This window comes from Pseudobdellovibrionaceae bacterium, from assembly GCA_015163855.1.
In the GTDB taxonomy this organism is placed as follows: Bacteria; Bdellovibrionota; Bdellovibrionia; order Bdellovibrionales; family UBA1609; genus JAAOIH01.
In genome coordinates this window covers 1-21,673 of record JAAOIK010000028.1, presented here as the reverse complement: position 1 = coordinate 21,673, position 21,673 = coordinate 1, and the positions used below count along the sequence as shown (strand labels likewise).

The window sequence follows — 21,673 nt, the reverse complement described above, 5'->3', positions numbered from 1 at the left end:
AGGGTTATTTATGGAATGGAAAATGGATAAAGAAAACAATAACTACGAATTGGTGGTTATCATGCATCCAGAAACCTCAGAAGAAGATACAAAAGCCTTTTTTAAACGAGTAGACAGCACTTTAGAGTCACAATTTAAAGGAAAAATAGAATCAATAAACACTTGGGGAAATCGTCGCTTAGCAAACCCTATTAAGCGCATTGCTAATGGTGTATATTTTCACGTGCTTTTTAGCGCACAGGCGTCTTCGATAATCGAGCTGGAGCGTATTATGGGCATTGATGATAAAGTTTTGCGATTTATGCACACGGTTTTAGACAAGCGTGTACCACTTAGCAAACATTTAGATCAGTATCATACGACTTTACAAGAGGTACAGGCTAGTGTTGAAAAAAGGCTGGCAAAACGCCAAACTCTTAGAAAGAATTCCTTTTAAAAAAGTTATTCTTTTTAATCTTTTTATAGCAATTTCTACTATTTTTTTTGGTATAATTGGCTTAATACCCGTTTTACTTTTACGCTTTCGAGCATCAAAAAAGCACTATTGGCTTAGCCTTGTAATTTTACTGGCAGGCTTTGCTATTTTATCGCCAATAGTATTAATTATTTTAATTGCTATTTTGCTAGCCATAGAAACTTTTTTTTTATTGGAGGGGTTTAAATTTTCTTTATTTTTTAACCTTTTAATGTCTAGCCTAGTGGCTACGGGTTTTCTTTGTGCAAGTTTTTTTACACTACAAGATTCTACACTTTTTGTTCAATTATTAACACAGCTAGAACCTTTAAAACAAAAGTTTTTAAGCGAGCTTAGCCCAAAAACATTTACGCAATTACTAGCGCAAGTACCCAGCCTTCTTGTAGTGAGCTTTAGTTTTTTGTTTTTTTTCAGTTTAAGATGGATTAGTTTTTGTAAAAGCAATAATACTTTAGCCGACATAAAACAGTTTCAGTTAAGTGGCTTTAGTACTAACTCTTACTTAGTACAATTAAAAAAAAGAAGCTTTAATTTTTCCGTTTCTTCTTGGGGAGTATGGGTTTTTATTTTGGCCCTGCTCTTATCTTTTGTCGACCTATCTTTGCCACCAGCATTTAAAACCTTTGGCATAAATGTTTTAAACATTTGCTTTGCTTTTTACTTTTTACAAGGTTTAGGAATAATCACCGATGTACTATCTTTACTAAAACTGAAAAAAACCACCAAGCGATTAATCTACCTTATTTCCTTTATTTATTTATTTAGTTTCATTAGTGTTTTAGGCTTTTTGGATTATTGGTTTAGCTTTCGAACCAAGATTAAGCTGTATAAGATATTGAATAAAAAGAAGTGACAGGCAGTGTAAGAAAGCCTATGCTTTGCCATTGTATATTTTATTTATGCGAAATAAGATAAAAATTAAGAGCAATTGACAGTAATTTGGAGGCAGAGCAATGAAGGTATTTTTAAAGGCAGATGTAAAAAATGTGGGAAAAGTTGGTGAAATTATTAATGTAAAGGCGGGCTATGCTCGTAACTACTTAATTCCTAATAATTTTGCACAAGTTGCTACAGAAAAAAATACTAAAGAATGGGCTTATTTACAGCAAGTGGCCACCTCTAAACAAAAAAAAGCTTTTGTAGAGCGAGAAAAAGTATTAGCCAAGCTAAAAGAAGTATCGTTGTCTTTTTCTCACGAAGCGAAAAGCAATGGCGAACTATTTGGATCCATTACTATGCATAACATCCTTTCTGCTTTAGAAGAAAAGGGTTTTTCTTTAGACAGGCGCGATCTTTTATTAGAAGCACCTATTAAAAATACAGGTAAAATTCAGTTAAAAATTAATTTAGCCAAGGGTTTAGATACAGAGATTACTGTTACAGTAACTCCATTAAAAAGTACTGCCGCAGCCCCTGTGCATAGTGAAAAAACCATTCAAGAAATAGAAGCCGAAGAAGCCGAAGACGAAGCAGAGTAATTAAAAATAATTACTTGGGAGCCCAGTTTTTTACAGAAGCACTTTGAGAAAAACGGGTGTTAGAAGTCGTTTGTTTTGCGGGGCTAGGAGCAATCTCTGTAACAGGGTTAGTAAATCGCCCGTATTCTGGAAACCAAGCTAAGTTTACATATCCTGTTGGACCACTTCTTTGTTTGGTAATAATAATTTCTGCTTTATTTTTTAACTCTACTTTGTCAGGTTCGTAATAAGATTCACGGTAAAGCATCATAATTAAATCGGCATCTTGCTCTATGGAACCAGACTCTCTTAAGTCGGATAAAATTGGTCTGCGATCAGATCGCCCTTCCACTCCACGATTTAGCTGAGCTAAGGCAACTACAGGGATATTTAGTTCTTTAGCTACCGCTTTAAGTAGTCTAGAAATTTCTGAAACTTCTCGTTCTCGGCTCTCTACCTTTTTTCCAGCAGTCATAAGCTGAAGATAATCTACTACAATCAAATCTAAACCTTGTTTCTTTTTCATTCGCCGCACTTTTGCGCGAACATCTAAGGGAGTTAGCATAGAGGAGTCATCTAAAAATAAAGAAGTTTCACTAAGTTTGGCGGCGGCATCAATTAATTTAGTCCAATCTGAATCAGAAAGTTTTCCTGTACGCATTTTTGCTGCATGAATTTCGGCAAGGTTAGAAAGTAACCGCATCATTAATGCTTCTTTAGACATCTCCACAGAAAAAAAGGCGACTTTTTTCTTTTCTCTTAAAGCAGCATGCAGGGCAATGTTTAACCCCAATGCCGTTTTCCCCATAGACGGGCGGGCTGCAATAATTATTAATTCGTTTTCGTGAAAGCCCGAGGTCATAGTATCTAAGGCTTCAAATCCAGAAGATATTCCGCTGATTTGTCCCGGGTTGGAGTATAGCTTTTCTAACAAGGCCACGCTGGATTTAACTACAACACTAGGTTCTGTTAGTTGTTGGGAATGGCTTTTATTTTCGGTAACAGAAAAAATATCAGACTCCACCTTGTCGATAAAAGTAGGGTACTCTTCAAAGTTTTCTGAGTAAGCGTCGTGGCTAATATCGCCACAAATATTAATCAATTGTCTAAGCTTTGCTTTTTCTGCCACAATATTTGCGTATTGTGATAAATAACTAGTGGAGTGAGTGTTGTCGATAATGCTACTTAGGTAAGCGTGCCCTCCAATTAACTCTAGCTGATTACTATTAGTTAATAAATTGGATAAGGTTACTAAATCAATGGGCTCGTTTTTGTAGCTGAGCTTTTCCATAGCGGTAAAAATTTTTTGATGGGAAGGTTTATAAAAACTACCGGCTTTTAAAAGGTGCTGTATGTCTGTCCAAGCATTGGGGTCGAGCATAATGCCACCCAAAACAGCAATTTCGGCTTCTATATTATGAGGGGCTTGTTTTTCTTTTGTCATATTTTATTGGGAAATAAACCGAGTATGTTTTTTAATACAAATTTGGTAATCGGTAATTTTCTTTTTTAATGTATTGCGACTGAAACCCAAAAGATGTGCTGCTTTTAATTGGTTGCCCTTATGTTTTTTTAAAGCCAGCTCAATTAAAGGTCTTTCCATTTGTTCTTTTAAAATATCAAATAAATTTTCTACATCATCTAAAACAGAATTTTTAAATAAGTATTCTAGCTTGCAGTAAATTATTTCTTCTAAGCTAGTCTCTGTAATATCGGCTACAAAAAGATGATCAGAACAACTATAATGGGAAAGGTCTTTGTCGGCACTATTTTGAGATGGACCCATGCTAGAATGTCTAAAAAAGTCGGAATTCATTAGTGTCCTATTTGTAATTCTTAGTGATTTTGAGTGTGTTTTATCTTGCAGGCCTAGCAATGGCAAGGTTTTCTGTTGTCAAGTTGCCCTGGTCAAAAAATGACAGTATTGCCATAGGTTTTTTTTTGTATTTTTTAAACGCCTTGTTGCTTATTGGGCCATAAATATTTGTGTAGTTGAATTTGTAGCTGGGCAGACGATCCAGCGGCTAAAATTTTTTCTGCTAAGTGCGTAGCTGTGATTTCACCCCAAGAGGGCGAATACAAAACCTTAGAGTGGGTTAAATGGTTTTCTTGGATAAATTTCTCTGCCCAATCAAAGTCTTCGTCAGAGCAAATTACAAACTTTAACTCCGTATTAAACAGGTTTTTTAGGTTATCCTTGTGAACAGGGGCACAGGCCTTGCTGTGAGGAGTTTTTATATCAATAATTTTTTTTACTCGAGAGTCTACCAGCACTGTACTTTTGTCTCCACTAGTTTCTAGGGAAACGTGATAAGATTTATCACACAGTTGCGTCATTAAAGGGTACACATCTTTTTGCAACAAAGGTTCCCCCCCCGTAATACAAACATGTTTGCTGGGGTACTTTTGTATTTTTTGCATAAGCGTTAAAATATCTAGCTGCTCCCCTTTATGATAGGCGTATTTTGTATCACAGTATTGGCACCGAAGGTGGCAACCAGACAGGCGAATGAAAATAGTAGGCAAGCCCATCTTGCTACTTTCCCCTTGAAGACTAAAAAAAATTTCGTTAACTTTTACTATTTTTTTCAAAACCAGACTTTTTTTACCTTTTAAGTAGTGTACACTAACATACATGACTTATGCTGATTTTCAAAGAGACATTCGCGGAGTGCTGTGGCTAAGTTTTACTATTTTTTTAGGGGTCTCTTTGTTTTCGTATCATCCAAAAGATCCGTCTATGCTTTTTTGGACAAATGCATCCATTCATAATCTTTTTGGTTTTTTAGGCTCTACTGTTGCCTACATGCTTTATAAAATGTTTGGATTATTTTCTTGGGTTTTTGTGCTTATGGCGGGTAACTTGTCTTACAAAACCTTTCGCTCTCAACAGGTGGCCTTTGATTTTAAACTAGCCTTTTTATACTTAAGCTTAAGCGTTATTTTGTGTTCTTTATCGCAAGCGCATTTTATGGATAGTATTTTTTATAAAAATATTGTTGTGGGAGGGGCGGTAGGCAGCTTTGTAGTTAATTCACTAATTAAAACTTTAAACTGGTGGGGTTTGGTTATTAGTTTATGGGCGGGGCTGTTTATTGTGACCTTAGGATTAACCAAAAAATCTTTAAAGCATTTGTCAGGCATTCTTTGGAAAGGCGTTACATTTATTTTTAGCAAAACATTTTTTCAAACCGTATTTTTACCACTGCGATGGACTAAAATTGTGTGTTTGTTTTTTTTATTAAAAGCAAGAGCTTTATGGAAAACAGGAAGTACACAAATTTCCTCTTTGTCGGCAAAGGAACTAGAAGAAGATGCCAACGATGAGCAACTGGAAGAAGAAGGCGAAGAAGAAGAAGAGGAAGAAGGCGAGGAAGAGGAAGAAGAGTGGGAAGAAGAGAGCGAGGGCGACGACGAAGTTTTAGTTGCTAAGCCTAGTAAAAAGAAACGAAAAGTAAAAATGAAAGTGTCGGTGAAAAGAAAACTAGGCCACTGGACATTACCTAAAATATCTATTTTATCAGACCCCCCTTTAATAAGAGAAAAAGTGACTCCCGCAGAGATTAAAGAAAAGGCAGCACTGTTAAAACAAAAACTAGAACAATTTAATGTGTCTGGGGAAATAGTAAATGCTCTGCCAGGCCCAGCGGTAACTTTATTTGAATTTAAACCAAACATTAATGTTCGAGTTAGTCGCATCACTGACCTTGCCGATGATTTATCTTTAGCTTTAAGTAGTGAGTCGGTTCGGATTATTGCCCCTATTCCGGGGCGAAATGTTGTGGGCATTGAAACCTCTAATGTCAGTCGCGAAACGGTGTATTTAAAAGACATTGTTGCAGACAAAAAATTTTGGACGGAAGATTCTTATTTACCTATATCTTTAGGAAGAGATGTGGGTGGCTTTCCAAACACTGTGGATTTACGAAAAATACCTCATATGTTAGTGGCAGGCTCTACGGGCTCGGGAAAGTCGGTGTTTACGGTATCGACTTTGTGTAGTTTTATTTTTAGGCATACACCAGATTCTTTAAAATTAATTTTAGTAGATCCAAAACAAGTAGACTTAACCATTTTTGATGACATTCCCCATTTGTTAACTCCGGTTATTCGTGACCCTAAAAAAGCGGTTCGTGTTTTAAATTGGGCCATTAAAGAAATGGAAAAGCGTTATCGATCTATGTCACAATTTAATGCTAGAGGTTTAGACGCGTTTAATTCTCATGTTAAAAAGTTTTCTGAAAAACAAATTTTAAAACATTTTGAATTTAACCAAGATTGCGCAAAAAGAGAAAGTTATTATTACGAAGAACAACCTTACATTGTTATTGTTGTAGAAGAGTTTGCCGACCTTATGGCCGTAGATAAATCTAATGTGGAGCAAGCGGTAGTGCGCTTAGCACAAATGGCTAGAGCCTGTGGTATTCATTTAATTTTAGCTATGCAAAGCCCGCGTAAAGATGTGGTTACGGGTTTAATAAAAACCAATATTCCTGGAAGAGTGAGTTTTAAGGTGGCCAGCAAAACCGACTCGCGCATTATTTTAGATGAAGGTGGGGCCGAGCGATTATTAACTCGAGGGGATATGTTATTTTTAGCCCCAGGAATTTCTAAGCCCAAACGCTATCATGGGCCTTGGTTACCTGACGAGGATATTTCTAAATTAATTAATTTTTGGAAAAACCAGGGCGATCCACTGTATGATGAAAAAGCTATGCAGTTTTTAAACGGTAAGTCGGAAGAACACAAAGAGGGCTTTAGCATGGGCGATGCTGACGAGCAAGACGAACGCTATGAAGAAATTTTACAAGCGGTTTCTTCCATGAAAATGGTTAGTGCCTCTTTGCTTCAAAGAAAATTTCGCTTGGGTTATCCTAGAGCCGCGCGCATGATTGAGTTATTTGAGCAGGCGGGAATTGTTGGCCCACCACAAGGAAGCAAGCCTCGACAAGTTTTAGCAAACAACCCAGATGCAGAGGCGTAATATGTGTAAAAAAGTATTTACCAAGCTAACAAGAAAACAACTGCTTATTTATAGCCTTTGCTGTATTCATGCTTTTGCTTTTAGCGGGTGTGGTTTAAAGGCAGATCCAAAACCTCCCGTGACATCAGTAATAAATTAAAGCAAGTTACATAGTGTATGCAAAAATATTCTGGAATTATTACCGCCTTGGTTACTCCTTTTTATAAAGGGGAGGTAGACTATCCATCTTTAAAAAAACTAATACAATTGCAATTGGATTCTAAAGTTCAAGGCTTTGTAGTTAATGGAACCACGGGAGAGAGCCCTTGTCTTTTTCCTGAAGAAGTAAAGAATATTTTTTCTTTTGTAAGCGGCGAAGCTTCCACGCAGGCCAATGTAATTTTAGGCACAGGAAGTAATTCTACTTATGTGGCGGATCAAAAAATAAAACAAGCAGTGTCTTGGGGAGTGAAAACGGCATTGGTGGTTTGCCCGTATTACAACAAACCCTCTCAAGCAGGGCTAGTACAACACTTTCAATATTTAGCACAACAAAACAAAAGCATAAATATTTTATTATACAATGTACCTTCTCGAACAGGCGTAAGTTTAGATATACAGAGTTTAAAAACATTATCTGCCGAGCCTAATATTATAGGCATTAAAGAAGCTTCGGGAAATATAGATTTTGCAAAACAAATTGTAAAACAAAAACTATTTTCTAGCATACTCAGCGGTGATGATTTATCTTTTAACGACTTTATGAAAGTCGGCGGCAATGGATTAGTGGGGGTAGCCACACACATTTTGGGAAAAGAGTTTAATGCCGTTTTTAAAAACACAGCAGAAAGAAAAAATTGGGAAACTTATTTACCCTTACTTAAAGCTTTGTATGCAGAAACCAACCCCATGGGAATAAAAAAAGCATTAGCTTTGTTAGGAATTATTAAAAGTGCCGAGCTAAGGTTGCCCATGGTAGAAGGAAGCGGGCAAGACATTGCCAAAGAGCTAAAAAAACTAGGTTACTTATAGGTAATGGTTACTATGAAAAAACAATCTATTTTACTTTTTGGCGGTTCTGGAAAAATGGGAAAAGAGCTGCAAACTTTAATAAAAGAACATGCTTTTTTTTCTTTATACAAAAGCCCTGATTCTAGCTTAACCGATGTGGACCCGCAGCAAGTGGATTTAGTTATCGATTTTTCTCACCAAAAAAGTTTTTCTAACATTGCAAAATGGGCGGAAAATAACCGCAAAGCTTTTTTGTCTGGCACAACGGGCTTAACAGAAAAAGACTTTAATTTATTAAAAAGTATTTCGTTATCCATACCCGTTTTTTGGTCAGCGAATATGAGCGTGGGGGTTTATTTATTAAATTTGTGTTTAAATATAATAAGTAAAAAAACGCAGGGGCTGGAATTTAAATATGCTATTGAAGAAACACATCATGTAGATAAAAAAGATTCGCCCAGTGGCACAGCCTTAAGTTTGTTGCGTGTTTTAAACGACAATAATATAGAAGCAAAAGTGTGCTCTAACAGACAGGGCAAGGAGCTGGGGGTGCACACCGTTAATTTAGTTTCTGATGAGGAAAGCTTACTGTTAAAGCATAAGGCTCACAGCCGCCGTGTTTTTGCTAAGGGCGCCATACGGGCTGCGGAGTTTTTGGTATGTCAGCCCTCCGGTTTGTATACAATGGAAAATTTATTTTCTTAAACGAGTTTGGGGCAGGGTAGTTTGACTAATCCGCATAAAAATCGCAACATATCTTAATAGATATTGGTGCATATTAAGGAGAAAAAATGTTTAAAAAATCTTTTTTTACAGTATTGATTGGGGCTTTATTACTGAACCCAGCAACAACTTTTGCGGGAATATTTAACCCCAACGCAGCAAACCAAAATCCTTTTTTGGAATTGCAACAGTTATTTGCCCAAGGGAATACAAACTTTTCTTTTAATTTAAAAAAACAAAATTGGTATTCTGGGCGTTGTTTTCAGCCCTACTCTAACCTTCCAGAGGCGTCATTATTGTTTTTATTACCTGGCGATTTTTACAGAAACTCTTCTGATCGCGGACCACTGTTTCCAGACAGTCCAAGAATGTGGTTATTAGGTTCGGATAAAACCAACGCCAATGAATTTGACACTGTAACCCCTAAAAAAGAAAAGGCTATTTTAAAACTATTACGAAATAACCCTGCCCCTCCAATAGAACGATTTTCTAATAGTTTGGCAGCGCGGTGGCAAACAAAAGGGTCGGGAATTGCTTTAAGAAATGCTAATGACTACTTAGTGGTGCAAAAGTTTTCTTTATATAATAGCTATGTTTCCGAATATTGTTATTATTTTAAAAAAGTAAAATAACGGTAACTAGCTTGTCCGTATAATTTTTAGTGTAATTTTTAGTATTTTTGTAGGCAAAGCCCAAGGAGTGATAAATGCAATTTTATATTGATACAGCAGATATTAGTGAAGTAAAAGAGGCCTTGTCTAGAGGTTGGATTGAGGGAGTTACCACCAACCCTAGTTTAATTGCAAAATCTGGCCGCGACATTAAAGAAGTGGTTAAAGATTTATTAGACCTAAGTCCAGGCTGGATTTCTGTGGAAGTTTTAGCCACTCAAGCAGAAGAAATGATTAAAGAAGGTACTGCATGGGCCGAATTAGGAGAGGCAATAGTCGTGAAAGTTCCCATGACCGAAGAGGGAATGAAGGCGGTTCGCCACTTTTCTGCCGTGGGAATTAAAACCAATGTGACCTTAGTGTTTTCTCCATTGCAGGCGTTAATGGCAGCTAGGGCGGGGGCCACTTTAGTTTCTCCTTTTGTGGGAAGGCTAGACGATATTGGCCATACTGGCATGGAGTTAGTAGAACAAATTATACAAATTTATGATAATTATGATTTAGAAACACAGGTGTTAGTGGCCAGCGTTCGCAACAATCAACACATTTTAGAAGCAGCACTTTTAGGTGCCGAGGTGTGCACGGTACCGTTTAAAGTATTAAAACAGATGTTAGTGCACCCACTTACAGACCAAGGGCTAGATATCTTTTTAAAAGATGCGCAAGTAGCCAATGGGAAACGATAAAGCATGAAAAAAATATTGTGCGTTTCTTTTTTATTATGGCTAAGTTCTTGTAATTTATTTATTTTAAGGCCGGTTAGCGTGGCGGTTAACAAGCCCATATATAAAATTGTGCCGGCTTTAGCTAAAATAGTACCTATTGATATTCAAGAAAGAAAGAATATTCGAGTGTTTTCTTCTAAATATTTTCGCATTATTAAAAAGGCAGGGAAAATTTACTTTGTGCAAATTTATTCGTATGACTCCAAGCCCACGACGCGCTATCGGCTAAACTTTAATATTTCTGGGGATAGCAACCCCTACACACTATTTGCTACAGTCATAAAAGAAAAACAATTTATTAATCATGGTAAGCGTATTTATGAATCTGTTGAAGTTTCTGAACAATTAAAAGAGGTTGTTAGAAAAACTTTGACTAGTCACCTAGGCAAAAGGGCTAAAAGCTTTAATATGATTGACGACTTCCGAGTTTTTTGAAAACATTTTAATATCCACTGACTAGTCAAAGAAGCACACAAGGATAGAGATATGTTAAAGTTAGGATTATTATTTAAAACTACTTATTCTTTTTTTTTATTTAAAATATTACCGTCTTTTTTAATACTCAATGCCGGTTTAGAATCCGACACTGCGTTAGTAGAATTAGTTTCTTCGCCGGTTCACGAAATCAGCATGGATAGCGCCGCCAGTGCTTATGCCGTTATCGAGGACAGTTCCTTTTTAGTAGAAGAGATGGAGCAAAATAATAAAAGCATAAAAAACATAAAAACTCCTTTATATGCAATATCCTTTTTAAAGGCTCACCAAAACTTTGCTGTCTCCGCCGCCAAAGGAAAAAGAAATATTGCTAGTGCTTCTTCGGAGACACTAAGCACAGGCAATATATTTAACTGGTCGGCTTGGTATACAGAAATGGAACAAAAAGGAGGGGGGCTTACCCTTGACCAAAGACAAAGCCAAAATTTAATGGCCAGTGCCAATTTTAAAACCACGCCACAGCAAAAAACTAAAAGCAATAAAAGTTTAGGCCCTGCAATTTCTGGAAAATTTTTGTTAAAAGATGGTTTGTTTATTAATGGCTCCGAGGTGTTTATTTATCAAATGCACAACGGGCTAAAAGTTTCTGAAGCAAAAATTGATTACCAAAAGGCAAGGTTCTTTTTAAAAAACGCTGCTTTTAATAGTTATATTGTTGCCGAGTTAAGAAGTAACTCTGGAGAATTAATTGGTTTTTCTAAAGTGCGCACCAGCAGCCTAACTTTACCTGCAGTTTTGCCAATTAGAGATGTTTCCAAAGGTTTAAAAGGGCTCGCTTTGTCTAGTCAAACTTTATGGGGAGGAAATTTATCCAACAAAACACCAAGTGGTAAGGTAAGTTTTTATGCAGAATCTTTAGACCGAAAAATTTTAAAAAGCAAAGGCTTATATAGAGACATTAACATGAGCAAAGGTTCTAATTATTTATTAGGAGCTTACCACCTTAACCATTGGCCGAGCTTATCTTTTGGCAATACTTTTAGCTTAAGTAATTTGTATTCTTTTTCGAAGTCTATAATTGATTCTTTTTTATATTTATTAGAATGGGATTTAGAAATTTCTAATAAACCCTCTATTGTATGGGGAAGAATTTCTTATAAAGGAAGGCCTGTGCAAGGGGCAAAACTTCAACTTTACAACTCTAACATAAAGCCCATTTACTTTGACAGCTGGGTTCCTAACAAAGAGCTATCTAGCACTAGTGCTTCGGGCTTGTTTGCTTTTGTAGGTTTAGAAAGCGGAGTAAATTCCATAGGGGTGCAATTTGCACAACATTCTTATAATTCTAAATTTGTTCCCGTTCAAAGTGGCGCGGTTTCTTTTGTAGATTTTATTGAATCAAAAAATAGAAAAAAACACATTATACCTTACGATTTATTTTCTAAAAAGTTTGTGCAAGCAAAAGTAAAATTATTAGGGTCTGATTACGGATCTTTTGTTACCGAAGGTGGCAAAGTAGTTCTTCCCCAACAAAAAGATGGCGAAAATTTGCAGCTATTCGAAGTGGAGCCAAAAAACACAAGCTACCAAGCTTTAAGTATTCTTTCTTTTTCTAACAAAAACCAATTAGAAATTCCCATGCTTCGAAAAGCATGGCTTAGTAAAATGGCAAAAAACATAACGCTTGTGGACGAATCTAGCGTTTTGATTGGGGTGAGTCAAAAAACCGTAGCTTTTAGCGCGAACATTAAACCCTTGTTAGATTCCCCTCCCCATTTAAAAAGACAGCTTTTTTATTTTGATAAGCAGTGGCAAACCTATAAACAACCCAATAAGAAAACCATTGGTTTTATTGCCTTTAACCTACCAAGAGGTTCTTATAGCGCCAATGTGGTTACAAGGCATAATTCGGTTTTACAAACAGCCACTAAACTGGTTATTTCTGAACCTAAAAGCGTGCAGATATTGCAATTTTAAGAGTATTTTTAAATTTAACAAATTTTTTCTAGAGTTTTTCTACTTTTTATTTGCCAGAATTTAATGTTGTGCTAGAGTTTAGGCAAATATGTCTATAATATAGTAATAGGTAGGCGCTAAAATATAAGGGGATAATTATGGCTGAAGTACTAGTAGTAGCAAGTAAGGTAAAAAAATATATTAAAGAAGCTGGTGGGTGCAATACTTCTGCAGAAACAGTGGCTGCATTAAGCCAAGCGGTAGAAAGATTGTGCAAAAAAGGCATTGAAGCTGCTAAAAGTGAAAATCGCAAAACAGTAATGGATCGCGATATCATGAGAGATCATATTTAATTACTTTTAGTAACCACGCGAAGTTAATTTTACTTCCTTTGTGTAAACAAAAAAAGCTACAATTTAATTATTGTAGCTTTTTACTTTTTCACTCCTGCGGGTTTATGTTAGTGGGTTTATATTATGATGCACTTTTTTAAAGGGTTTTTAGTTTTCTTTAGAGGAATAAAATTAGCTAAAGAGCATAAGTCTTTGCAAAAATGGATTTTTATGCCTCTAATTTTTGCAGGGCTATTATTTTTTGCCGGAAACTTTTTTTCTATTTCCTATCTTTCTAAATTTATAGACAACACTTTAGTTTTTATGTCGTCTTTTTGGGTATACCCTCTATTGGCTGGGTTATTAAAGGCCACTTTATGGTTTAGTTTTTCTATATTGCTTTTGTATGTGGTTTTTAGCATTTTTACTGTTATAGCTAGCCCTTTTCATTTATTTTTAGTGGAATCTTTTTGCAAGAAGAAAAATTCTTCTGTAGCTACCGAAGTAACAGTGAAAAAAAAAATACAGTTATTTTTCTTTTTATTGCAAGTAAGCATAAAGCGCGTAGTTTTTTTTTCTATTTTAGGCCTCTTGTTTTTTGTATTATCATTTTTTCCAGTAATATCCATTTTTTCTAATTTTGCAATGATGTGGATTATTGCTTTAGATAGTATGGACTATGTTATGGAGCTTAAAGCCTTACCCCTGTTAAGCCGCCTAAAATTTTCTTTTACTTTTTTCCCCTTTTTTTTAGGCTTAAGTAGTTTTTTATCACTAAGCTTTATAATTCCAGGAATATTGTTAGTAGCATTTCCCTTTATTGTATTGGGAGCAACAGAATATTTTATGGATAATATATAAAGCTAAGCGTACAGGCTAAAGCCTTTGCGATAGCGGTTTTTAAAAGTTTAGGCCTTTTTTTAAAGGGCACTTGCTTTTTTTCTTCTAAGGAGTATTTAAACATTATATTTATTAAGGAGTTATTATGTTTGCAAAAAGTATTATCAGTATATGCATGGTTTTTGGATTTATTTCTTCAGTTCAGGCGGCGGGAAATGCAAAAAAAGGAAAGGCTAGGGCCGCCACTTGCTTTGCTTGTCACGGGGCAAAAGGAATTAGTGTCAGTCCTGTGTGGCCTAATTTGGCGGGTCAAAAACAGGCCTATTTAGTAAAGCAATTAAAAGCATTTAAGTCGGGCGCCCGTAAAGACCCAAGCATGAAGCCTATGGTTGCAGGGTTAAGCGTTCAAGATATGGAAGACATTGCTGCGTATTTTAGTTCTTTAAAATAACCAGCGCGGTTTTTATATTGGAGAAACTTTTAAGTTTGGCTTATCCAGTTCGTTTTGCAAAATATTTTCTATAGCTTGCAAAGTTCCCGTGAGTGCGCTGGGGCAACCTCCACAAGCACCTTGATAAAGAATTTTTACTTCATCGTCTAAAATTTCTATAATATCAATATCACCACCGTCGGCTTGTAGGGCGGGCCTTACTGTGCGATCTAAAATTTCATTTATTTTTTGAATTTCGGGGTTGTCGGATTGGTGTGATTTTTTAACCTTTGGTTTTTTTTCTTCAAAAGGGTCGTAGTCTAAAAAGTCAGGGTTGTGAATATTAATGCGCGTTTTTATAATAATTTGCACATTGCTAATTAAATCTTCTTTTTCTATTTCTTCGGTGTAGGTGATGCTTAAAGTGTTGCGAAAAACATAAACTTGTTTTACGCCCTTTAGGGTAACTAGTGCATAAATTAGCGGCAAATTATTACACTCATCCGGCTTGGTAAAAGTGGCCTTGCCCTCTGACTTTAAAACTTGATTAATAATAAACTTTAAAGCCCATGGGTTAGGTGTGTCTTGCACTTTAATTAAAATATCTTCGGGCCGTATGTCTACTGTGCTCATGGTTATAGCTATATAATTTTTTATATAAAAGAGCTAGCGTTTTTGTTTTTAAAGGGCTGTTGCTTTTTTTTCTGTTTAAGCTAGTCTGGCAATGTTGGGGGCCATAGCTCAGCTGGGAGAGCGCTACGCTGGCAGCGTAGAGGTCAGGGGTTCGATCCCCCTTGGCTCCACCAAACTTTGCAAAACAATATTTAAACTTGCACTCCCGGCAAAGCAATCAATAAAATTATTCTTCTCCAATGGTTATTGCTAAGCATGTTCAAACTTTTTAATAGACCGCACAGGCTTATTATTGTATCTTCACAGCAGTAAAAACAAGAAAGGACAGGGCGATGATTAGTGCAAATAATGTTAGTTTAGCCTTTGGTGGGCAAAAATTATTTGATGATGTAAATGCAAAATTTACTCCCGGAAATTGTTACGGGTTAATTGGAGCTAATGGAGCTGGAAAATCTACCTTTTTAAAAATTCTTTCTTTAGACATTGAACCACAAACAGGAACGGTAAGCTTGGGGCACGGCGATCGCCTGTCTATGTTAAAGCAAGATCACTTTGCCTATGACGAAAATAGCGTTTTAGAAACGGTGTTAATGGGAAATAAAAAACTCTATTCTATTATGAAAGAAAAAGACGCCATTTATGCAAAAGAAAACTTTTCTGACGAAGATGGCGTTCGTGCGGGCGATTTAGAAGCACAATTTACAGAACTTAACGGGTGGGAGGCCGAATCCGAAGCTGCAACCTTGCTTGCAGGCCTAGGCATTAGCACCAAATTTCATGAAAAAGTTATGAAAGATTTATCAGGCGATACAAAGGTTAAGGTGTTATTAGCTCAAGCCTTAATTGGTTCGCCAGAAGTGTTATTGTTAGATGAGCCAACCAACCATTTAGATATTGCCGCCATTCATTGGTTAGAAAATTTTTTACTAAATTTTACCAATACCGTTATTGTGGTTTCGCATGACAGACATTTTTTAAATAAAGTGTGTACACATATTGCCGACCTAGATTTTAAAAAGCTAACTGTTTATGCGGGAAATTATGATTTTTGGCGCCAGTCCTCCGAGCTAGCTTTACAATTGCGCAGCGATCAAAAAAGAAAAGCCGAAGACAAGGCCGATCAATTAAAAAGTTTTATTCAAAGGTTTTCAGCAAATGCAGCAAAATCTAAACAAGCCACTTCTCGACAAAAGCAATTAGAAAAATTAAAAATTGAAGATTTACCACGAACAACTAGAAAATACCCCTACATTACTTTTCAGCCCAAGCGCGAAGCGGGAAAAGATTTATTATTAGTAGAAGGCTTAACAAAAAGCATTAATGGAGAAAAAGTTTTAGACAATATTTCTTTTAACCTTAAAAAAGGCGACAAAGTTGTTTTTTTAGGGAAAAACGATGTGGCTAAAACATTACTTTTTCAAATATTAGAGGGAGAGGTAAAGCCCGACGCAGGGACTGTGCAGTGGGGAGTAACTACCACTAAAGCGTATTTTCCCTCTGATAATTCTGTTTATTTTGCCGATGGAAAATATTCTATTTTAGATTGGTTGCGCCAATACTCCGAAGAAAAAGACGAATCTTTTATTCGTGGGTTTTTGGGAAAAATGTTATTTTCGGGCGACGAAGCACTTAAAAAAACCAATGTACTATCGGGCGGCGAAAAAGTGCGTTGTATGTTTTCTAAAATGATGTTGTCGGGGGCGAATGTATTAATATTAGACGGACCCACTAATCATTTAGATTTAGAAAGTATTACCGCCGTGAATGATGGTTTGGCAAAATTTAACGGAACAGCTTTATTTACCTCCCATGATCACGAATTTATTCAAACCGTAGCTAACCGAATTATCGACATTGACGGAAAAGTTATTGAAGATAAGTACACCTCTTATGACGAATATTTAAGTTTATAAAATGGCTTCTAGTTTAATTATTGTTAGTTTTTACTACAAAAAAAAAGGAGCTAATAATTAGCTCCTTTTTGTCACAATAATTTATAAATAATTATACTAAATTAGTAGCGTCCGCCACGACCACCGCCGCCACCGCCGCCACCGAATCCACCGCCGCCACCGCGAGGTCTGTCTTCTTTTGGACGAGCTTCGTTAACTTTTAATGAACGACCTTCATAGTCTTGTCCATCAAACTTTGAAATCGCTTTTTGCGCTTCATCATCTGTTCCCATTTCGATAAAGCCAAAACCTTTACTACGGCCTGTTTCTCTATCTGTAATAAGTGTGATAGTTTCTACTGTTCCACATTCTGCAAATGAATCACCTAATGTTTGTTCTGTCACTGTAAAGGGAAGGTTCCCTACGTATAGTCTTTTACCCATTTTTCTTTTTCCTCTGTTTTGGTTCTTTGCTTAAATGGCACTTGCCAGTCATGCAAAAAACAACCTAGCATAGTCATTAGGGCATTGCAAACCCTTTAGCGAAGCATTTTTAAGCATTTTTTAACCGCGACGATGCAAGCTTGCACCTCCTCTAAGGTGTTGTAAATAGAAAGGGAAATTCTAGTTAGGCCGGTGTTAATTTTAAGCTCTTCAACCACCAAGGGTTGTGCACAATGATTGCCCGTTCTAACGCAAAAACCCTGCATACTTAATAACTGGCCAATATCAGAAGAGTGTATGTCTTGCACACTAAAGGAGCAAATATTTACTCGTGTTTTTAAAGGGCCCAGAATGCTAAGTCCAGAAATGGTCCCCAGGCCCTCGTCGAGAGCTGTTAATAAAGCTTTTTCATGATTATGAATATTTTGTAACCCAATGTTTTGCACATAATTTAAAGCATGCCCCAAGCTAATAGCTTGTACAATGGGAGGGGTGCCCGCTTCAAACCTATGAGGAGGACAGGCTAAAGCACAAGACTGTTTGTTCACAGAAGAAATCATTCCTCCGCCCACCTGATAGGGTTTTAGATGTTCTAGCAAATTGTCTTTAACCCATAAAACTCCAATGCCTGTGGGGGCAAAAATTTTGTGCCCCGAGAACACTAAAAAATCAGCGCCCAATTGTTTTACATCGGTGATATTAGAACTAATAGATTGAGCAGCATCTAATAAAACTTTTATTTGATTTTTTTTAGCCACTGCAGTGAAGTCTTCCACAGGGTTAATAATCCCCAAAGCGTTAGAGCAAATAGTTAAAGCTAATAGTTTAGTTTTTTTAGTAATTAAACTTTTAAAGTGATTAAAATCTAACTCCCCCGAAGGTAAACAATCAATAAACTTTAATACCAAACCATATTCTTTAGCGATACTTTGCCAAGGCAAAATATTAGAATGATGTTCTAAGCTACTAATAATAATTTCGCTCCCTTTAGGAAAGTATTTTGCATACGATTGTGCGACAAAGTTAATGGACTCGGTAGTTCCCTTGGTAAAGATCACTTCGTTTTGTTTGCCGTTAATAAAAGTGGCTACATTTTCTCTAGCCTTTTCGTAATCGGCACTAATGTTTTGGCTTAACTCATGAGCGGCTCGGTGAATGTTTGCCGTTTTAAAAAGATAAAGGTCAGAAAGTTTATCAATAACAGGCTTTGGCTTTAAAGTGGTGGCCGCACTATCTAGATAAACCAAAGGCTTTTCTTTTATTTGTAAACTTAGTTGAGGAAATTCAGAGCGAATTTTTTTTATATCGTATGTTTTATTCATCATATTTTTTTAAAATACTGCTAATGGTTTTTTTAATAACAGGGTTAGTTATATTACTATATGTTTCTTTTATAAAGGCTTGTTTTAATAATTGTTTAGCTTTTAGCAAAGAAATTCCTCGAGACTGAAGGTAGTACAGTTCTTCTGCTTGCACTTGCCCCGTAGTGCTTCCGTGGGCGGCCTTTACATCATCTGTTTTTACTTGCAATTGAGGCTGAGAGATAACTTTTGTTTTTTTAGAAAAGCTTAAATTATTATTAAGTTGATGACTATTAACCTGTGGACAATCAGAGCCAATAAATACTAAAGCATTAAAAACACTTTTTGCAAAATCATCTAACAGGGCTTTGTGTAATTGGGAGGATTGCCCACAAGGCTTTAAGTGATAAATATTACTACAATGATGGTTGTTTGTTTTATTTTTAGCTAAAGTTAAAGCTTGTTCAAAAAAATTAGAGGCTTTACCCATTAAAAAAGTATGAACATTGTACAGCGAAGAAAGCTGGTTAACTGATACGGGGGTAGTGTTGTTTACCGAATAATAATTAAGATACATTTGGCTATTTTGGTGCAAATAATTATGCATGTGCCGGACAGACATTGCCGACGAAGTTTTAGAATTTTCACTGATAAAATTTAAACAAGCATTTTCTTGCACAGAAATAAAAGAACTAACATTGTGTAGATCCATTGCTTCATCACTACCTGTGTAGGATTCATAAACACTTGCCGAAGCGTTTTTTTTCACAACAATTCCATACTGCAAGTTTTGGTATTTTTGAGAACAAGGAAGATGGATGGCAATAGGGTGCGCAAGGTGTTGGTTTTCTTTAACAGACAGCAGGGCATATAATTGATTGTCTGTATTAAAGATATTTTGAAAACTAGAAAAATCTTTTTTACTACGAAGCGATTGTAGTTCTAAAAATTGCTCTTCTGGTTTTTTAAAGGGGTTAGTTAGATTATATTGAATATCTATTTTATTTTTGTCATCGGGATGTATGGTAAAAAACACCACCTCTTTTGGAAGAGTAGTTAGAAAAAGGTTTTTAGGCACCTCTTGCAAAGCGGCATAAAGAGGAAACCCCTTCCAAGGCACTTGCTTAGTGTTTTTTAATAAACTTAAGTTAACCAAGAATACCCCTGAGCAGCAATTTTTTCTGCCAAACTGTAGTCGCCACTTTTAACAAGCTTTCCTCCATGCAAAACATGTACAAAATCGGGCTTTATTTCTTTTAAGATACTTTGGTAGTGGGTAACTAATACAAAGGCTCTTTCGGAATTTTGAAAATTTTTAATAGCCTTGGCAACAAGGTGTAAACCGTCAATGTCTAAACCAGAATCCAGTTCGTCTAAAAAAATAAGTTGCGGCTTTAGCAAAAGCATTTGCAATACTTCGTTACGCTTTTTTTCTCCTCCCGAAAAACCATCGTTAATGGATCGGTCTAAAAAGTCAGAAGGTAGTTTTAGTTGCTTAGCTAAATCTAAAATCATTTTTTTAAGCTCATCGCTAGAGGGAGGTTTAACCCCTTGGTGGAGGCAGTGAGCTTTTGTAATTTCTTGTAAAAATTGAAAGTTACTAATACCAGTAATTTCCACAGGGTGTTGCAGGGCTAAAAAAACACCATTTAAAGAGCGTTCGTTAGCCTCCATGTTTAGCAAGTCGTATTTTTCAAAGTTAAGCGTGTATTCTATTTGGCCAGAATTAACGCTGTAGTCGGGGTGCTTGGTTAAAATTTTAGACAAAGTGCTTTTTCCAGCACCATTGGGGCCCATGATACAATGTACCTCCCCCGCCTGAACACTTAAATTTAAACCAGTTAAAATTTCTTTATCATTTATAGAGGCGTGTAAGTTGGTAACTTTTAACATGCTTGCGGTATCCTTTTTTAATTATCCAATGCTGTTTTCTAGTTTCATTTCCACAAGGCTTACAGCCTCTTCAGAAAACTCTAAAGGAAGGTGTTTAAAAACATCTTTACAAAAACCATTTACGATTAAGGAAATACTTTGCTCTACGCTAAGCCCTCGCGATTGTAAGTAGTAAAGTTGGTCTTGGCTAATTTTCGAGGTAGAAGCTTCGTGTTCAACAATTGCAGTATTATTTTTTGCATCCACGGTAGGGTAGGTATGAGCTTGGCTATTAGATCCTACTAACATGGAGTCGCACTGAGAATAGTTTTTAGCTCCTTCTGCTGAGGGTAAAATTTGCACAAGGCCACGGTAAGTATTAATAGAGTTGTCACTAGAAATTCCTTTAGAAATAATAACGCTTTTAGTATTTTTTCCCACATGTATCATTTTTGTGCCAGTGTCTGCCTGCATATGGTCATGGGTTAAGGCCACCGAGTAAAAAAAGCCTTGAGAATTTTCGCCTGTTAAAATACAAGAAGGATATTTCCAAGTAATGGCCGATCCTGTTTCGACTTGTGTCCAAGAAATTTTTGAATTTTTACCACGACACTGACCACGCTTTGTCACAAAATTGTAGATACCTCCGCGGCCATCTTTATCTCCAGGGTACCAGTTTTGTACGGTGGAATATTTAATGGTGGCATCGTTTAAGGCAACAAGTTCGACCACAGCAGCATGTAATTGGTTTTTATCATTCATGGGAGCGGTGCAACCCTCTAAGTAATTTACAAAACTACCTTCGTCGGCAATTAGCAGGGTTCTTTCAAACTGCCCTGTCTCTTGCATATTAATTCTAAAATAAGTGGATAGGTCTAAAGGGCATTTTACATTTTTAGGAATGTAACAAAAAGAACCGTCAGTAAAAACTGCCGCATTTAAAGCAGCAAAATAATTATCTGTATAAGGAACCACAGTGCCTAAATAGTTTTTAACTAGTTTTTCGTGTTTAACAAGGGCTTCGGAAATAGAACAAAAAATTACACCGGCTTTATCTAAAACTTCATTATGTGTGGTGGCAATCGATACACTATCAAACACGGCATCCACAGCAACCCCACTAATACGCTTTTGTTCATTAAGGGGTATGCCCAAGCGATCAAAAGTTTTAATTAGTTCTGGATCTAAATCTTCGTAATTTTTTTTCTTTTCTGCAATATTTTTTGGCTCAGCATAGTAAATAACATCTTGATAATCTAATTTTTCATAGTTATTACTGCCCCAATGAGGCTCTTCTAAAGTCTTCCAATGAGCAAAAGCGGTTAGGCGATAATTTAACATCCATTGTGGCTCTTTTTTCTTTGCAGAAATTTTATGAATTACTTTTTCTGACAAGCCTTTTGCAAAGCTTTCCATATCTAGTTTGGTAAGAAAGCCATGTTGATATTGTTTTTTGTTAAGGCTGGACATTAGGGCTATATTTAAATACTTTATTCTTTTTAGTCAATAAATCA

General features: G+C 36.2%; 23 protein-coding genes and 1 tRNA gene. 15 read left to right on the top strand and 9 right to left on the bottom strand.

All coding sequences use genetic code 11. The features are described 5' to 3' along the window. Positions 1 to 10: 10 nt before the first annotated feature. The 3 genes from rpsF (at position 11) to rplI (ending at position 1,953) form a co-directional block, all read left to right on the top strand. Positions 11 to 436 carry a 30S ribosomal protein S6 gene (gene rpsF / locus HAW63_03585; GenBank protein ID MBE8163049.1) on the top strand — a complete coding sequence of 142 codons (426 nt, stop codon included), beginning with the start codon at positions 11 to 13 and terminating at the stop codon, positions 434 to 436. After that, positions 387 to 1,328, top strand: coding sequence for a hypothetical protein (locus HAW63_03580; protein ID MBE8163048.1), 942 nt, complete (start codon positions 387 to 389; stop codon positions 1,326 to 1,328). Before rpsF ends, HAW63_03580 begins: the two co-directional genes overlap by 50 nt. A gap of 100 nt (positions 1,329 to 1,428) precedes the next feature. Continuing rightward, positions 1,429 to 1,953, top strand: a complete 525-nt coding sequence (gene rplI, locus HAW63_03575) for a 50S ribosomal protein L9 (GenBank protein MBE8163047.1) — start codon at positions 1,429 to 1,431, stop codon at positions 1,951 to 1,953. A gap of 10 nt (positions 1,954 to 1,963) precedes the next feature. On the opposite strand, the gene dnaB is transcribed toward rplI, so the two are convergent. The 3 genes from dnaB to HAW63_03560 all read right to left on the bottom strand — a co-directional run bounded on the left by dnaB (position 1,964) and on the right by HAW63_03560 (position 4,515). Continuing rightward, positions 1,964 to 3,376 (bottom strand): replicative DNA helicase, encoded by a 1,413-nt coding sequence (gene dnaB, locus HAW63_03570; GenBank protein ID MBE8163046.1) that lies wholly within the window; start codon positions 3,374 to 3,376, stop codon positions 1,964 to 1,966. Positions 3,377 to 3,379: 3 nt separating this feature from the next. Continuing rightward, positions 3,380 to 3,718, bottom strand: coding sequence for a site-specific DNA inversion stimulation factor (locus tag HAW63_03565; GenBank protein ID MBE8163045.1), 339 nt, complete (start codon positions 3,716 to 3,718; stop codon positions 3,380 to 3,382). A gap of 164 nt (positions 3,719 to 3,882) precedes the next feature. Next, a complete protein-coding gene (locus HAW63_03560) occupies positions 3,883 to 4,515 on the bottom strand; it encodes a radical SAM protein (protein ID MBE8163044.1) in 633 nt (210 codons plus the stop codon). Between the two features lie 52 nt (positions 4,516 to 4,567). On the opposite strand from HAW63_03560, the gene HAW63_03555 reads away from it, so the two are divergent. The 10 genes from HAW63_03555 to HAW63_03510 all read left to right on the top strand — a co-directional run bounded on the left by HAW63_03555 (position 4,568) and on the right by HAW63_03510 (position 14,039). Then, on the top strand, positions 4,568 to 6,916 hold the full coding sequence (locus HAW63_03555; protein MBE8163043.1) for a DNA translocase FtsK: 2,349 nt from the start codon (positions 4,568 to 4,570) through the stop codon (positions 6,914 to 6,916). Positions 6,917 to 7,072: 156 nt separating this feature from the next. Further along, positions 7,073 to 7,927 (top strand): 4-hydroxy-tetrahydrodipicolinate synthase, encoded by an 855-nt coding sequence (gene dapA, locus HAW63_03550; protein MBE8163042.1) that lies wholly within the window; start codon positions 7,073 to 7,075, stop codon positions 7,925 to 7,927. A 12-nt stretch (positions 7,928 to 7,939) separates the two neighbouring features. Then, on the top strand, positions 7,940 to 8,611 hold the full coding sequence (locus tag HAW63_03545) for a hypothetical protein (GenBank protein MBE8163041.1): 672 nt from the start codon (positions 7,940 to 7,942) through the stop codon (positions 8,609 to 8,611). Between the two features lie 86 nt (positions 8,612 to 8,697). After that, the gene (locus HAW63_03540) at positions 8,698 to 9,261 is read left to right on the top strand and encodes a hypothetical protein (GenBank protein ID MBE8163040.1); all 564 of its coding nucleotides are present in this window, start codon (positions 8,698 to 8,700) and stop codon (positions 9,259 to 9,261) included. A gap of 74 nt (positions 9,262 to 9,335) precedes the next feature. Continuing rightward, entirely contained in the window at positions 9,336 to 9,986 is a 651-nt protein-coding gene (gene fsa / locus HAW63_03535) for a fructose-6-phosphate aldolase (protein MBE8163039.1), read from the top strand. A gap of 3 nt (positions 9,987 to 9,989) precedes the next feature. Beyond that, complete coding sequence (locus HAW63_03530; protein MBE8163038.1) at positions 9,990 to 10,460, top strand: hypothetical protein; 471 nt, start codon at positions 9,990 to 9,992, stop codon at positions 10,458 to 10,460. A 51-nt stretch (positions 10,461 to 10,511) separates the two neighbouring features. Continuing rightward, positions 10,512 to 12,437: a hypothetical protein gene (locus tag HAW63_03525; protein MBE8163037.1), complete on the top strand. Its 1,926-nt coding sequence runs from the start codon at positions 10,512 to 10,514 to the stop codon at positions 12,435 to 12,437. A 137-nt stretch (positions 12,438 to 12,574) separates the two neighbouring features. Continuing rightward, positions 12,575 to 12,769, top strand: a complete 195-nt coding sequence (locus tag HAW63_03520) for a hypothetical protein (protein ID MBE8163036.1) — start codon at positions 12,575 to 12,577, stop codon at positions 12,767 to 12,769. 123 nt (positions 12,770 to 12,892) lie between these two features. Beyond that, the gene (locus HAW63_03515) at positions 12,893 to 13,609 is read left to right on the top strand and encodes a hypothetical protein (protein ID MBE8163035.1); all 717 of its coding nucleotides are present in this window, start codon (positions 12,893 to 12,895) and stop codon (positions 13,607 to 13,609) included. A gap of 124 nt (positions 13,610 to 13,733) precedes the next feature. Next, the gene (locus HAW63_03510) at positions 13,734 to 14,039 is read left to right on the top strand and encodes a cytochrome c (GenBank protein ID MBE8163034.1); all 306 of its coding nucleotides are present in this window, start codon (positions 13,734 to 13,736) and stop codon (positions 14,037 to 14,039) included. A gap of 12 nt (positions 14,040 to 14,051) precedes the next feature. Here HAW63_03510 and HAW63_03505 read toward each other — a convergent pair whose 3' ends face one another. Continuing rightward, positions 14,052 to 14,651, bottom strand: a complete 600-nt coding sequence (locus tag HAW63_03505; GenBank protein ID MBE8163033.1) for a NifU family protein — start codon at positions 14,649 to 14,651, stop codon at positions 14,052 to 14,054. A 97-nt stretch (positions 14,652 to 14,748) separates the two neighbouring features. On the opposite strand from HAW63_03505, the gene HAW63_03500 reads away from it, so the two are divergent. Beyond that, positions 14,749 to 14,824 (top strand) — tRNA-Ala (locus HAW63_03500). Positions 14,825 to 14,983: 159 nt separating this feature from the next. Next, positions 14,984 to 16,564, top strand: coding sequence for an ABC-F family ATP-binding cassette domain-containing protein (locus tag HAW63_03495; protein ID MBE8163032.1), 1,581 nt, complete (start codon positions 14,984 to 14,986; stop codon positions 16,562 to 16,564). Between the two features lie 101 nt (positions 16,565 to 16,665). Here the strand turns inward: HAW63_03495 and HAW63_03490 are convergent, their stop codons facing one another. From HAW63_03490 to sufB, 5 genes are all read right to left on the bottom strand, one after another. Then, positions 16,666 to 16,986, bottom strand: coding sequence for an RNA-binding protein (locus HAW63_03490; GenBank protein MBE8163031.1), 321 nt, complete (start codon positions 16,984 to 16,986; stop codon positions 16,666 to 16,668). A gap of 95 nt (positions 16,987 to 17,081) precedes the next feature. After that, on the bottom strand, positions 17,082 to 18,311 hold the full coding sequence (locus HAW63_03485; protein ID MBE8163030.1) for a cysteine desulfurase: 1,230 nt from the start codon (positions 18,309 to 18,311) through the stop codon (positions 17,082 to 17,084). Then, positions 18,301 to 19,443 carry a hypothetical protein gene (locus tag HAW63_03480; protein MBE8163029.1) on the bottom strand — a complete coding sequence of 381 codons (1,143 nt, stop codon included), beginning with the start codon at positions 19,441 to 19,443 and terminating at the stop codon, positions 18,301 to 18,303. The genes HAW63_03485 and HAW63_03480 overlap by 11 nt, the downstream gene beginning before the upstream one ends. Further along, positions 19,431 to 20,180, bottom strand: coding sequence for a Fe-S cluster assembly ATPase SufC (gene sufC, locus HAW63_03475; protein MBE8163028.1), 750 nt, complete (start codon positions 20,178 to 20,180; stop codon positions 19,431 to 19,433). Before sufC ends, HAW63_03480 begins: the two co-directional genes overlap by 13 nt. 21 nt (positions 20,181 to 20,201) lie before the next feature. Next, entirely contained in the window at positions 20,202 to 21,629 is a 1,428-nt protein-coding gene (sufB, locus tag HAW63_03470) for a Fe-S cluster assembly protein SufB (GenBank protein MBE8163027.1), read from the bottom strand. Positions 21,630 to 21,673 lie beyond the last annotated feature (44 nt).

Excerpts from the sequence above, each read along its gene's own strand:
- rpsF (MBE8163049.1), top strand. The coding sequence starts at position 11 with ATGGAATGGAAAATGGATAAAGAAAACAATAACTACGAATTGGTGGTT.
- rplI (MBE8163047.1), top strand. The coding sequence starts at position 1,429 with ATGAAGGTATTTTTAAAGGCAGATGTAAAAAATGTGGGAAAAGTTGGT.
- dnaB (MBE8163046.1), bottom strand. The coding sequence starts at position 3,376 with ATGACAAAAGAAAAACAAGCCCCTCATAATATAGAAGCCGAAATTGCT.
- HAW63_03565 (MBE8163045.1), bottom strand. The coding sequence starts at position 3,718 with ATGGGTCCATCTCAAAATAGTGCCGACAAAGACCTTTCCCATTATAGT.
- HAW63_03555 (MBE8163043.1), top strand. The coding sequence starts at position 4,568 with ATGACTTATGCTGATTTTCAAAGAGACATTCGCGGAGTGCTGTGGCTA.
- dapA (MBE8163042.1), top strand. The coding sequence starts at position 7,073 with ATGCAAAAATATTCTGGAATTATTACCGCCTTGGTTACTCCTTTTTAT.
- HAW63_03545 (MBE8163041.1), top strand. The coding sequence starts at position 7,940 with ATGAAAAAACAATCTATTTTACTTTTTGGCGGTTCTGGAAAAATGGGA.
- HAW63_03540 (MBE8163040.1), top strand. The coding sequence starts at position 8,698 with ATGTTTAAAAAATCTTTTTTTACAGTATTGATTGGGGCTTTATTACTG.
- fsa (MBE8163039.1), top strand. The coding sequence starts at position 9,336 with ATGCAATTTTATATTGATACAGCAGATATTAGTGAAGTAAAAGAGGCC.
- HAW63_03530 (MBE8163038.1), top strand. The coding sequence starts at position 9,990 with ATGAAAAAAATATTGTGCGTTTCTTTTTTATTATGGCTAAGTTCTTGT.
- HAW63_03525 (MBE8163037.1), top strand. The coding sequence starts at position 10,512 with ATGTTAAAGTTAGGATTATTATTTAAAACTACTTATTCTTTTTTTTTA.
- HAW63_03520 (MBE8163036.1), top strand. The coding sequence starts at position 12,575 with ATGGCTGAAGTACTAGTAGTAGCAAGTAAGGTAAAAAAATATATTAAA.
- HAW63_03515 (MBE8163035.1), top strand. The coding sequence starts at position 12,893 with ATGATGCACTTTTTTAAAGGGTTTTTAGTTTTCTTTAGAGGAATAAAA.
- HAW63_03510 (MBE8163034.1), top strand. The coding sequence starts at position 13,734 with ATGTTTGCAAAAAGTATTATCAGTATATGCATGGTTTTTGGATTTATT.
- HAW63_03505 (MBE8163033.1), bottom strand. The coding sequence starts at position 14,651 with ATGAGCACAGTAGACATACGGCCCGAAGATATTTTAATTAAAGTGCAA.
- HAW63_03495 (MBE8163032.1), top strand. The coding sequence starts at position 14,984 with ATGATTAGTGCAAATAATGTTAGTTTAGCCTTTGGTGGGCAAAAATTA.
- HAW63_03490 (MBE8163031.1), bottom strand. The coding sequence starts at position 16,986 with ATGGGTAAAAGACTATACGTAGGGAACCTTCCCTTTACAGTGACAGAA.
- HAW63_03485 (MBE8163030.1), bottom strand. The coding sequence starts at position 18,311 with ATGATGAATAAAACATACGATATAAAAAAAATTCGCTCTGAATTTCCT.
- sufC (MBE8163028.1), bottom strand. The coding sequence starts at position 20,180 with ATGTTAAAAGTTACCAACTTACACGCCTCTATAAATGATAAAGAAATT.
- sufB (MBE8163027.1), bottom strand. The coding sequence starts at position 21,629 with ATGTCCAGCCTTAACAAAAAACAATATCAACATGGCTTTCTTACCAAA.